Source organism: Citrobacter sp. C348, from assembly GCF_047467975.1.
In the GTDB taxonomy this organism is placed as follows: Bacteria; Pseudomonadota; Gammaproteobacteria; order Enterobacterales; family Enterobacteriaceae; genus Citrobacter; species Citrobacter gillenii.
In genome coordinates, this window is sequence record NZ_JASJUJ010000004.1 from 253188 (window position 1) to 265795 (window position 12608).

The window sequence follows — 12608 nt, forward strand, 5'->3', positions numbered from 1 at the left end:
TGCACTTAGTGGTCGAGATACAGGTAGTGCACCCAACTGGTCATCCGCAACAGGACTTTACGCATCACTGACACATGTTCGAAGTGGTCAGAGTAAACAGCGACCTGGGCGTATATACCATCAGGCAGCGCGTTCACATCCGCATTTTCATTGAGATCAATCGTGGCGATCACCCCTTCCGAACCGGGCGTACTGTTTAACGATTGCAGCGCGCCGTTCGACTGATACGTACCGCCCGGAACCGCCGGGCTAATCGCTGCCAGTTTGCCGCTAAACACTTTCCCGGGCAGCGCGTTAAAGACCACTTCAGCTTCGTCACCTGGCTCCAGTCGCAGAAGTGAGTTTTGGCGGAACTGGGCAATAATCTGTCGTTTTTGCGCCGGAATAAAGACCATCACCGGGCGCATAGGCAGCGCGGCAGCATAGGTTCCCGGACGCATCAGCACCTGGGTGACGTAACCGTCGCTCGGCGCACGTACCACGGTTTGGTCGAGGTTAAATTCAGCCTCAGCCAACTGCGCTTTCAGGCTGGCAATTTGTGAATTCTCACCCATCACCAGGCTGTCTAACTGGCTCTGAATTTGCTGCTGCTCGGCAAGGGAAGATTTCACCGACGCTTCCTGCGCCAGATAGTTTTGCCGCGCCGCATCAATATCGCGTTCAGAAAAAGGATTGACCTTCGCCTGGCTTCCCTGCGCATAGCGCTGGTAATCTTTCGCCAGCTTGTCACGCGTGGCTTTTGCCCGCTGCGTATTCGCTGTCATTTCATCTAACTGTGCGACCAATGCCTGCTCTTTATGCTGCGCCGTGACAATATCGGCCTTCAGACGGTCAACCCGCGCCTGATAACGCCCAGGATTAAGCTTAAACAGCACCTCGCCTTTTTTAATTAGCGTGTTCTTCTTATCCGTGACTTCCGTTACCACCCCGGTCACCTGTGGCACGACGGGAATAGAAATAACCGCTTTTTGTGCCTTAAAGGTATACGGATGGTTATAGTTCATCAGTAATATAAGCCCGCAAACAATAAAAATACCACCCAATGCTGCAGTAGGTACTGTCCATTTATTTACAGGAATTTTAAAAATTTTAAATATCGACCATGCACACGCCACATAGGTCAAAACAATCAGTAAATCCATCGATATTACTCCGCCGGGGAGGTCTTAACCTCGGCCAGTTTCTTTTCCAGATCCGCTACCCGCTCCTGAAGTTGAATCAGGGAAGAATCAGCGCTCTGCATGCCCCAACCGCGCTCCGGGCGGTAAAGCGTTGCCCAAATCCATAAAAAGGGCCAAATAACATGCAGCGTAAACAGGCTTACCCATCCCGCAACATGTATGGCATCGGCATGAGGATGGTTACGTTTTTTTGCAATAAGATAGGGAATATCATGCAGAATAATAACCCCATAAAAAATGACCAGGAATACAAAAATAAGCACTCCTAATGCAAAATAATCAAGAAACATATTTGCCTCAGGGATTAAAAATAAAGAATTTGTCTGCTATTAGTTTTAAACAATAGATTTGAGCATAATAGTGGAATGACCAGGTGAGGTGCAATTATGTTATTTATATAACGATATATGGGTTTATATATACCCGTCGTCTTTCGAGCGGCAGGACATAACTTGATGCCCGGCTCGCTATGCGATACCGGGCAATAAGTGATGGGAGATTAAAACAGTCCCAGCGGTTTATCAGAATAGCTCACCAGCAGGCACTTGGTCTGCTGGTAGTGATCCAGCATCATCTTGTGCGTCTCGCGCCCGATGCCCGACTGCTTGTAGCCGCCAAACGCCGCATGTGCCGGGTAGGCATGATAACAGTTGGTCCAGACACGTCCGGCCTGAATACCGCGCCCCATCTTGTAGGCCAGATTACCGTTACGGCTCCAGACGCCAGCACCCAGTCCATATTGGGTGTCGTTGGCGAGCTCCAGCGCCTCTTCCATGGTCTTAAAGGTCGTGACCGCCAGCACCGGGCCGAAGATCTCTTCCTGGAAGACGCGCATATTGTTCTTGCCGTACAGGATGGTTGGCTCGAGGTAGTAGCCCTCTTTTAACTCCCCATCCAGCTGCTTACGCCGCCCGCCGGTCAGAACATCCGCCCCTTCTTTCTTGCCAATATCAATGTAGTTCAGAATGGTTTCCAGCTGGCCATGCGAGACCTGCGCGCCCATCTGCGTGACGCTATCAAGCGGGTTACCGCTGCGGATACTCTCCACGCGGCGAATGGCTCGCTCCATAAAACGTTCGTAAATAGATTCCTGCACCAGTGCACGACTCGGACAAGTACACACCTCGCCCTGGTTGAAGGCAAATAGCGCAAAGCCTTCCAGCGCCTTATCAAAGAACGCATCTTCTTCATCCATAACGTCGGCAAAGAAGATATTCGGCGACTTGCCACCCAGTTCCAGCGTGACAGGGATAATATTCTGTGTGGCGTACTGCATGATCTGCTGGCCGACTTCCGTCGAACCGGTAAACGCCACTTTCGCAATGCGTTTTGATGTCGCCAGATATTCGCCGATTTCTCCGCCCGCACCGTTAACCACGTTCACCACGCCCGGTGGCAGCAAATCACCGATAACTTCCATCAGCAGCAGCACCGACAGCGGCGTCAGACGAGCTGGCTTCAACACCACGCAGTTACCCGCTGCCAGGGCCGGCGCCATCTTCCAGCTCGCCATCAGCAACGGGAAGTTCCACGGGATAATTTGCCCGACTACGCCGAGCGGTTCATGGAAATGATACGCCACCGTATCGCTGTCGACTTCACTGATCCCCCCTTCCTGGGCTCGAATACAGGAGGCGAAATAGCGGAAATGGTCAATGGCCAGCGGCACATCTGCCGCGCTGGTTTCGCGGATTGGCTTACCGTTATCCCAGGTTTCTGCCGTCGCCAGCAGCTCCAGGTTTTGCTCCATGCGATCGGCAATCTTGAACAGGAGCGCGGCACGATCCTGGACGGACGTATGCGCCCATTTATCTTTGACTTTGTGCGCGGCATCCAATGCCAGGTCGATGTCTTTTTTGCCGGAAGAGGCCACTTCGCACAGTAACTGCCCGGTGACCGGCGTCAGGTTCTGGTAATACTCACCGTCCACCGGTGCCACCCAATCGCCGCCGATAAAGTTATCGTATCGGGCTTTTAACTTCAGGGGATAACCATACTCGCCGGGATGAATACGCGTTGAAGGGGGGTTATTGGTCATGACCGTCTCCTTGCTGTAGGGGTACTACAAAGGTAGACGGGACTGGCGAATTATTCGCCAGCCATTTACTGCTTTACGACAGATGTCACGGTTTACATTGCCGCGCGATAGATCGCCATGATTTCCTCATGCGTCGCCTGAATCGGGTTGGTAAAACCACAGGCATCCTTCAGGGCGTTGGTCGCCAGAATAGCAAAATCTTCTTCCTTCACGTTCAGGTCGCGCAGGCCTGCCGGAATTGCCACTTTCTGCGCCAGCTCACGGATCGCCGCGATGCAGGCCTCAGCGCCTTGCGCTTCGCTCATATCCGCCACATTCACACCCATTGCAGCCGCGCAGTCACGCAGGCGAGCCGCAGCAACCTTGCTGTTGAACACCTGAACATGCGGCAGCAGGACGGCGTTGCACACCCCGTGCGGCAGGTTATAGAAACCGCCCAGTTGGTGCGCCATTGCGTGAACGTAACCCAGAGATGCATTGTTAAAGGCCATACCGGCGAGGAACTGCGCGTAGGCCATGGCTTCGCGCGCCTGCGCGTTACTGCCCTCTTCCACGGCAACCGTCAGATTTTCAGCAATCATCGTTACCGCTTTGAGTGCACAAGCATCGGTAATCGGCGTGGCAGCAGTGGAAACATAGGCTTCAATGGCGTGGGTCAGCGCATCCATACCGGTGGCCGCCGTCAGAGACTTCGGCATACCGACCATCAGCGAGGAATCATTTACCGACAGCAGCGGGGTTACGTGCTTATCAACAATCGCCATTTTAATGTGGCGTTCTTCATCAGTGATGATGCAGAAACGGGTCATTTCAGATGCCGTACCCGCCGTGGTGTTGATGGCAATCATCGGCAGCTGTGGTTTTGCAGAACGGTCAACGCCTTCGTAGTCACGAATGTCGCCGCCGTTAGCCGCCACCAGCGCAATGCCTTTCGCACAGTCGTGTGGTGAGCCGCCGCCCAGGGAAATAACGCTATCACACTGGTGTTCTTGCAGAAGTTTCAGACCCGCCGCAACGTTGCTGGTAGTTGGGTTAGGATGTGTACCATCAAAAATAACACTGAAAATATCACGTTCCTGTAAGGCCTTTTGAATATCGCCCGCCATCCCTAATTGGGTCAGCATGGCATCCGTCACGATTAACGTACGACGGAATCCATATTCCGCCATTGTATTCATGGCATCCTTCAATGCACCAGTACCGATTACGTTCACAGATGGGATAAAAAATGTTGAAGCAGCCATTGTACAATCCTTAATTACTCTAAAGAGGTAGGCAGCATACGTGTGAAAATCCCATCAAAATATGATCGTGGTTGTTATTTTAATAACACCAGAAATTAAAAAAGCACATTAGGTTTAAAATCTAATGTGCTTATATAAATCAACCGCTATTTTGTATTAATTCATGTTTTCTATGAATTAATTGTGTCATTACTTTTCGGGAAACAGTAATGCATCGCGTAATAAATGATCATTTCCCCGGCGACGGGTAAACCCAATACGGTCAAAATATTCCAGAATTTGGATAGCCAATTTACGTCCCACATTCAGCCTGTCGCGGAAATCAGCGGCACAGGTTGATCCTCTTTCCAGATCCAGTTCGCGGATCATATTGGCAAAAGCCACGATGCGATCGTTACGATAATAGCGATCTTTGACGATCGCGGTAATGATGCCCTGCTGCGCTGCCTGCCGTAACGCCAGACGCATGGCCTGCTCATCAGTGCCCGTTTCTTTCGCCAGGTCCCGCACCCACCACGGCTCATCGCCGAAGAGAGGCTCAACTTTTTGCCAGATGGCCTGCTGCTCATCGCTAAAGCCGGCCTTATGGTCCGGTAAATGCAGCCAGCCATGGTGGCTATGGATAACGCCGCTATCGCGCATTTTTTCGATCAGCAGCAGGACCAGCGCTTCGTCTTCCATCGGCAGCGCCATGCGCCGCAGACGCTCACGCCCCGGTCCCGGCTCATCGCGATGCTGCTCGTGGTACGTCGCCAGCGTATCCAAAATTTTACGCTGCCAACGGGCGGCAACAGAGGCATTCAACAGGCTATATCCAGCCTGAATAAAACCATGTTGCTCAATCAACGGGCGCATACCGTCGCCGTTAAGCTGGCGCGCCCATGCGAAATCGGGGATGTTCACCGCGCCACGCGTCAGATGCACTGCCAGCGCGTCGCCGTCATTCTGTGCGTTTTCCAGCGCCGATAGCCACTGCAGATACTCCGGTTTACGCTTGCCACGACGCGGCGGGTTGAGCGTCACCACGCGTGCACCCGCAAGCGTCGTGCGGGCAGAAATATCGCGCAGCACCAGTCTGTCGTTATCGGCCAGCCACAGCGGCGTATCAAACACCAGCTCCGCCAGCGTCCCTTCGAGCAGGGAAATACGCCCGGTCACGTGGCTGGCCGCGTGGTGAATATGCAGCGGTTGCCACTGTGTCAGCGGGGCGGCGTGCTCTAAAGAGACAATGACGCGGGTCAAGGCATCCGGCGGTGCATCGGACAACAGCCAGTCACCGCGGGTGAGCTGTTCTTTCTCCGCATCGCCGGCAATATTCAGGGCAATACGCTGCCCGGCATGAGCGTACTCAGTGGCCTGGTTTTGCGCATGCAGACTACGCACGCGCATCGGTTTGTTGACCCCAGTCAGCCACAGCGTGTCGCCAACGTTCACTTCACCACTGAGCGCCGTGCCGGTAACCACCAGGCCCGCCCCCTTCACCGTAAAGGCGCGGTCAATTGCCAGCCGGAAGGTGTGATTGCGGGCCAGCTCTCGCGCAGGCAGCTGCAGCAGATGCTCACGTAATGCATCAATACCCAGCCCTTCACTGGCAGCGGTCACGAAAAGTGTCGCCCCGGCAAAACCAAAGTTCGCCAGCGTTGACTGCACTTCTGCACGCACGTCGTCAATACGCGCGTCATCCACGCGATCGGCTTTGGTCAGCGCCACGGTGAGCTGCGGATTGCCCGTCAGTTGCAGGATCTGCAAATGCTCCCGCGTTTGCGCCATCACGCCATCATCGCAGGCCACCACTAACAGCGCGTGATCGATGCCGCCAACGCCCGCCAGCATGTTGGACAGAAACTTTTCGTGTCCGGGAACGTCGATAAACCCCAGCACGCGGCCATCCGGCTGCGGCCAGTAGGCATAGCCCAAATCGATGGTCATGCCACGTTTTTTTTCTTCCGGCAGACGATCGGCATTCACACCGGTAATCGCCTGTAATAACGTGGTTTTTCCGTGGTCAACGTGTCCGGCTGTTGCAATAATCATTTCAGCATCATCTCCATAAACCGGGGCTCGTCTTCAAGACAGCGCAGATCCAGCCATAAGCGGCCATCATAAATTCGCCCAATGACCGGCACCGGTAGCGCGCGCCAGCGGGCAGCCAGGGCCTCAAGGCGGCTACCGCGCCCGTCATGCGGGGTAAAGGTTAATGCCGTGCTGGGCAGTCTATCAACCGGTAGCGAACCACTGCCAATCTGCGACAGACAAGGCATCACGTTCAGTGCAAACTCGCCGCCATAATGTTGTTCGAGCTGTGCCTGTAAGCGCTGGGCCTGTTCGCGGATCGCCTCTTCCTTACGAGTGAGCAGGCGCAGCGTGGGTAATTTTTCCGCCAGTGCTTCCGGATGCAAATAAAGCCGCAGCGTGGCTTCCAGTGCCGCCAGGGTCATTTTATCGGCCCGCAGCGCACGTTTCAGCGGATGACGCTGCAGCCGGGCAATCATCTCTTTCTTACCGACGATAATCCCGGCCTGCGGCCCTCCCAGCAGCTTGTCACCTGAGAAGCTGACCAGACTCACGCCTGCGGCAATCAGTTGCTGCGGCATCGGCTCCTTGGGTAACCCGTACAGGCTGAGATCCACCAGCGAGCCGCTGCCCAGATCCGTCACCACCGGAATATCCAGCTCATGGCCGATTGCCGCCAGCTCGGCTTCATCCACCGTTTTGGTAAAGCCTTCAATGCTGTAATTGCTGGTATGCACTTTCATCAACAGACCGGTATTTTCATTCACTGCCTGACGGTAATCGCTGGCGTGCGTCCGGTTAGTGGTACCGACCTCATGCAGAACGCACCCGGCCTGACGCATCACGTCCGGAATACGAAACGCGCCGCCAATTTCTACCAGCTCACCGCGTGAAACCACTACCTCTTTGCCATTGGCGGTTGCCGCCAACATCAGCAGCACCGCCGCCGCATTGTTATTGACGATGCAGGCATCTTCGGCTCCCGTAATGCGACATAACAGGTCCGCCAGCGCACGATCGCGATGCCCGCGGCCTGCACCGTCAAGATCGTATTCCAGCGTCACCGGCGCGTGCATTACCTGCATCACCGCCTCAATCGCTTCCTGCGCCTGCAACGCGCGACCAAGGTTGGTATGCAGCACCGTACCCGTCAGGTTGATGACCGGGCGCAACGCGCTGTGCGACTCGCGTTCCAGCCGGGCGCTGGCTTCTTGCGCCCAGTCGTCACTCCACGCCGGAAGCGCCTGCGCGTCGCGAATCGTTTCCCTGGCTTCGTCGAGCATATGGCGAAGCAGCTCCACCACCCGGGTATGGCCGTGAGACTCACGTAAGGCAAGAAAGGCGCTGTCGCGCAATAAACGATCGATCGCAGGAAGCTGGCTGTAGAGTGAACGCATGTCGGTTGTCATGAAAGGGCCTGGCTGTTGGTGGCCCTCTCCGCCGGGGAGAGGGATAGCAATATGGGGGGATTGTACCGTGACTTTGCTCAGGCGGACATAATACGCATCAAGCCTTTGGCGGTTCTGTGCGGGCAAAACTTTCACGCTGAAAGAGCGTTTCCACCAGTTTGACCAGTCGCGGTCGGTCAACACACCAGCCGGGTGCGACGCGGCGGAAATTGAGATAACCCACGGCGCAGGCGATGGCGACGGTGGCCAGATTCACCGTGTCCGTTTTCAGTGTACCGTCTGCCAGATAGCCTTCCAGCACATCCAGGCTGCGGGTAATTTTCTCACGCTGGCGCAGCAGTTCGATTTCTGATTGCTGTGCGGCTGGCCGGGCCTGTTCACGTACGGAGACAAGTCCAGCATCCATAATACCGTCCGCCAGCGCTTCAATCTGACGCACCTTCAGCGCCGCCAGCGGATCGCGCGGTAACATGGCTGGCGCAATATCCAGCAGCTCAATGTATTCGGCGATGATTGGCGAATCGAACCAGTACTCGCCCTCATCGGTGACCAGCGCGGGCACTTTTCCTAACGGGTTGTAGCGCGCCACGCCGTTTTCGGCGTTGTAGGGGAGTTCATTAACGAATTCGAAGGTGATGCCCTTTTCCAGCAACAGAATAGAGATTTTCCGCACAAAAGGGCTGGTGTAGCTGCCGATGAGTTTCATGCCGTGTCCTTTTTGCCAACAAAAATATCAGTATGGCTCAGGCCACGGCAAATGGCAGGTGACGACGGTCTCAATGATCCAAATAAAGGTAATGCATCCAGCTGGTCATACGCAGCAGCACCTTACGCATCACCGACACGTGGGCGAAATGGTCGGAGTAAACCGCCACCTGGGCATAAATGCCGTCCGGTAAAGCATCTACATCAGCATTCGGATCCAGCTCAATCGTTGCCAGTACGCCATCGGTACCCGGCACCACGGTGAGGGACTGCAATGCCCCCTGGGCCTGATAAGAACCTCCCGGCACAACCGGCAGAATGCTGGTTAACTTACCGGCGAATACCTGACCCGGCAGCGCATTAAACACCACTTCGGCTTCATCGCCCGGTTCAAGACGCAGCAGCGAATTCTGGCGGAACTGGGCCACAATCTGGCGTTTCTGTTCTGGAATAAAGACCATCACCGGTCGCAGCGGTAGTGCGGCGGCATAGGTCCCCGGACGGATTAAAATCTGTGTGGCGTAACCGTTACTCGGTGCGCGGACGATAGTCTGCTCGAGATTGTATTTGGCTTCGGCAAGTTGGGCACGCAGAGAAGCGACCTGCGACTGTTCGCCATTGACCATACTGTCTAACTGACTCTGGATCTGGGTTTGTTCGGCAACGGAACCTTTCACCAGCGCATCCTGTGCCAGATAGTTCTGGCGGGCGTTGTCGATATCGCTTTCAGAGAACGGGTTTACCCGCGCCTGGCTGCCTTTCAGATAACGTTGATAATCTTTATACAGGCGATCGCGTTCAGCGGACACACGGGTGGTATTGGCGACCGCTTCCGACAATTGCGCTTTCAAATTGTCGATATTATGCGTCGCCGTCACCAGGTCGGCCTGCAATCTGTCAACCCGCGCCTGATAACGCACCGGATCGAGTTTGAACAACACCTCGCCTTTTTTAATCAGCTGATTATTTTTATCGGTAACCTCACTCACAATCCCCGTAACCTGCGGCGTAATTGGAATGGAGATCACCGCTTTTTGCGCGGTGTAGGTATACGGGTGGTTATAGTTCATTAATAAAATGAGGCCCGCAACAATAAACACGCCACCTAAAGCTGCGGTAGCAAGCGTCCATTGGTTTACCGGGATACGGAATATCTTAAAGATGGCCCAAGCAAATGCCACGTAGGTCAAAACAATCAACAGATCCATGATCAGCGCTCCTGCGTGTTCTTATCAGCGGCGGGTTGCACCGCAGCCAGTTTTTGTTCCAGATCGGCTACGCGCTTCGCAAGAGCGTCAATATCAGGGTTGCCCGTCGTTGGTTGAATGTGGTTTTGCATCCCCCAGCCGCGTTCGGGTTGGTAGAGCGTGGCCCAAATCCACAGGAACGGCCAAATGGCATGGAGCGTAAACAAGCTAATCCAGCCCGCCGTATGAATCGCATCGGCATGGGGATGGTTACGCTTTTTAGCCATGTTGTAGGGAATATCATGGATGGCGATGATTCCGTAGAACAGAACCAGGAAGACGAAAATGAGCACGCCCAACGCGAAATAATTTAGAAACATACCTGCCTCGAATTCACACTAATTAGAGTTTTTTTGTGCTGGCAGCCGTATGTACCCTGGCTGATGTCTTGAACATAACTGGAGTTGGCAATTTTTGCCATACCACAAAAAAAATATATTTTCTGAGTAAAAGTTGCTTTATTTTCCGCAAAAAATGGGCGGGGGAGAATCTGCTTCAGATCACACTGGGAAAAAAACAGATGAAAATTTCTTGTGATTCAGATCACAAAGACTCAACAAACACGCCAACATAAAACGTGAACCAATTCACATTTTTCTGCCTTTTTGGGTGAATTCTAACCGTGAGGTGTTTTTTTGTACTGGCATTTTGTGATGAATATCACATTAACTACCGCCATACACCCTATATTTACGTGACGAATATCACATAAAAAGGCGTCGACTGGACAGTTGAACGATTCAGTGCCAGATTTCGCAGTATCTACAGGGTCCGGCTACCTCCTGCCGCTACATTAACAAACCTCGGGCTTTCAGCCTGCGCGATAGCAAACATAAGAAGGGGTGTTTTTATGTCATCCGATATTAAGATCAAAGTGCAAAGCTTTGGTCGATTCCTCAGCAACATGGTGATGCCAAATATCGGCGCGTTTATCGCGTGGGGTATTATCACCGCATTATTCATTCCGACAGGGTGGTTGCCGAACGAAACGCTGGCGAAGCTTGTTGGCCCTATGATCACCTATCTTCTGCCGCTGCTGATTGGTTACACCGGCGGTAAATTGGTGGGTGGCGATCGCGGCGGCGTAGTCGGGGCTATCACCACAATGGGTGTGATCGTCGGTGCAGATATGCCGATGTTCCTCGGCGCGATGATTGCCGGTCCGTTGGGCGGCTGGGCGATTAAACACTTCGATAACTGGGTTGACGGTAAGATTAAATCCGGCTTTGAGATGCTGGTGAACAACTTCTCCGCCGGCATCATCGGGATGATCCTCGCTATCCTGGCGTTCCTCGGCATTGGCCCACTGGTTGAAGCCCTGTCCAAAATTCTGGCAGCAGGCGTTAACTTCATGGTTGTCCATGACATGCTGCCGCTGGCGTCTATCTTTGTTGAACCGGCGAAAATCCTGTTCCTCAACAACGCCATCAACCACGGTATTTTCTCACCGCTGGGCATTCAGCAGTCCCATGAGATGGGCAAATCCATCTTCTTCCTGATTGAAGCAAACCCGGGTCCGGGTATGGGCGTCCTGCTGGCGTACATGTTCTTCGGTCGCGGTAGCGCTAAACAGTCTGCGGGCGGTGCGGCTATCATCCACTTCCTGGGCGGTATCCACGAAATCTACTTCCCGTACGTGCTGATGAACCCACGTCTGATCCTGGCCGTTATCCTCGGCGGTATGACCGGCGTATTTACGCTGACTATCCTCGGCGGCGGTCTGGTTTCTCCGGCCTCTCCGGGCTCTATCCTGGCCGTACTGGCCATGACGCCAAAAGGTGCGTACTTCGCTAACATCGCGGCAATCTGTGCGGCCATGGCGGTCTCCTTTGTGGTCTCAGCCATTCTGCTGAAAACCAGCAAAGTGAAAGAAGAAGATGACATTGATGCAGCGACCCGTCGCATGCACGACATGAAAGCAGAATCCAAAGGTTCATCTCCGCTGTCTGCGGGCGATGTCACCAACGACCTGAGCCATGTGCGTAAAATCATCGTTGCCTGTGATGCCGGTATGGGCTCCAGCGCAATGGGTGCAGGCGTACTGCGCAAGAAAGTGCAGGATGCCGGTCTGTCTCAGATCTCCGTCACCAACAGCGCGATTAACAATCTGCCGCCGGATGTGGATCTGGTCATTACACACCGTGACCTGACCGAACGCGCTATGCGCCAGGTTCCGCAGGCGCAGCACATTTCGCTGACCAACTTCCTCGACAGCGGTCTGTACACCAGCCTGACCGAGCGTCTGGTTGCCGCACAGCGCCACAACGTTAACGAAGAGAAGGTACGTGACCACCTGAAAGACAGTTTTGATGAAGGTGATAATAACCTGTTCAAACTGGGTGCGGAGAATATCTTCCTTGGCCGTAAAGCCACCAACAAAGAAGAAGCCATTCTGTTTGCCGGTGAGCAACTGGTGAAAGGCGGCTATGTTGAGCCGGAATACGTCCAGGCAATGCTGGATCGCGAAAAACTGACCTCTACCTACCTGGGTGAGTCCATTGCGGTACCGCACGGCACCATCGAAGCTAAAGATCGCGTGCTGAAAACCGGCATCGTGTTCTGTCAGTACCCGGAAGGTGTGCGCTTCGGTGAAGAAGAAGACGACATTGCCCGCCTGGTGATTGGTATCGCCGCGCGTAACAATGAGCACATCCAGGTGATTACCAGCCTGACCAACGCGCTGGATGATGAATCCGTGATCGAACGTCTGGCGCAGACCACCAGCGTGGATGAAGTGCTGGAACTGCTGGCAGGTCGTAAGTAAGCGTTAT

Annotated in this window: 10 protein-coding genes; 1 reads left to right on the forward strand and 9 read right to left on the reverse strand. The window is 54.0% G+C overall.

Annotated features, from left to right (window positions below; all coding sequences use genetic code 11):
• Window positions 1–5: 5 nt before the first annotated feature.
• The 9 genes from QNN86_RS10205 to QNN86_RS10245 all read right to left on the reverse strand — a co-directional run bounded on the left by QNN86_RS10205 (window position 6) and on the right by QNN86_RS10245 (window position 10157).
• Complete coding sequence (locus QNN86_RS10205) at window positions 6–1142, reverse strand: HlyD family secretion protein (RefSeq protein WP_181618305.1); 1137 nt, start codon at window positions 1140–1142, stop codon at window positions 6–8.
• Between the two features lie 5 nt (window positions 1143–1147).
• A complete protein-coding gene (locus QNN86_RS10210) occupies window positions 1148–1471 on the reverse strand; it encodes a DUF3302 domain-containing protein (protein ID WP_117342532.1) in 324 nt (107 codons plus the stop codon).
• Window positions 1472–1680: 209 nt separating this feature from the next.
• On the reverse strand, window positions 1681–3219 hold the full coding sequence (gene aldB / locus QNN86_RS10215; protein WP_414211037.1) for an aldehyde dehydrogenase AldB: 1539 nt from the start codon (window positions 3217–3219) through the stop codon (window positions 1681–1683).
• A gap of 92 nt (window positions 3220–3311) precedes the next feature.
• Window positions 3312–4463 carry an L-threonine dehydrogenase gene (gene yiaY / locus QNN86_RS10220; protein WP_135911233.1) on the reverse strand — a complete coding sequence of 384 codons (1152 nt, stop codon included), beginning with the start codon at window positions 4461–4463 and terminating at the stop codon, window positions 3312–3314.
• A 189-nt stretch (window positions 4464–4652) separates the two neighbouring features.
• Window positions 4653–6497 (reverse strand): selenocysteine-specific translation elongation factor, encoded by a 1845-nt coding sequence (gene selB, locus QNN86_RS10225; RefSeq protein ID WP_117342535.1) that lies wholly within the window; start codon window positions 6495–6497, stop codon window positions 4653–4655.
• A complete protein-coding gene (gene selA, locus QNN86_RS10230; protein WP_414211038.1) occupies window positions 6494–7885 on the reverse strand; it encodes an L-seryl-tRNA(Sec) selenium transferase in 1392 nt (463 codons plus the stop codon). Before selA ends, selB begins: the two co-directional genes overlap by 4 nt.
• A 97-nt stretch (window positions 7886–7982) precedes the next feature.
• Window positions 7983–8591: a glutathione S-transferase gene (locus QNN86_RS10235; protein ID WP_135911231.1), complete on the reverse strand. Its 609-nt coding sequence runs from the start codon at window positions 8589–8591 to the stop codon at window positions 7983–7985.
• Between the two features lie 70 nt (window positions 8592–8661).
• The gene (locus tag QNN86_RS10240; RefSeq protein WP_414211040.1) at window positions 8662–9798 is read right to left on the reverse strand and encodes an HlyD family secretion protein; all 1137 of its coding nucleotides are present in this window, start codon (window positions 9796–9798) and stop codon (window positions 8662–8664) included.
• 2 nt (window positions 9799–9800) lie between these two features.
• A complete protein-coding gene (locus tag QNN86_RS10245; protein ID WP_115257185.1) occupies window positions 9801–10157 on the reverse strand; it encodes a DUF3302 domain-containing protein in 357 nt (118 codons plus the stop codon).
• Between the two features lie 530 nt (window positions 10158–10687).
• Between QNN86_RS10245 and mtlA the strand changes: the two genes are divergently transcribed.
• Window positions 10688–12601: a PTS mannitol transporter subunit IICBA gene (mtlA, locus tag QNN86_RS10250; RefSeq protein WP_414211041.1), complete on the forward strand. Its 1914-nt coding sequence runs from the start codon at window positions 10688–10690 to the stop codon at window positions 12599–12601.
• Window positions 12602–12608 lie beyond the last annotated feature (7 nt).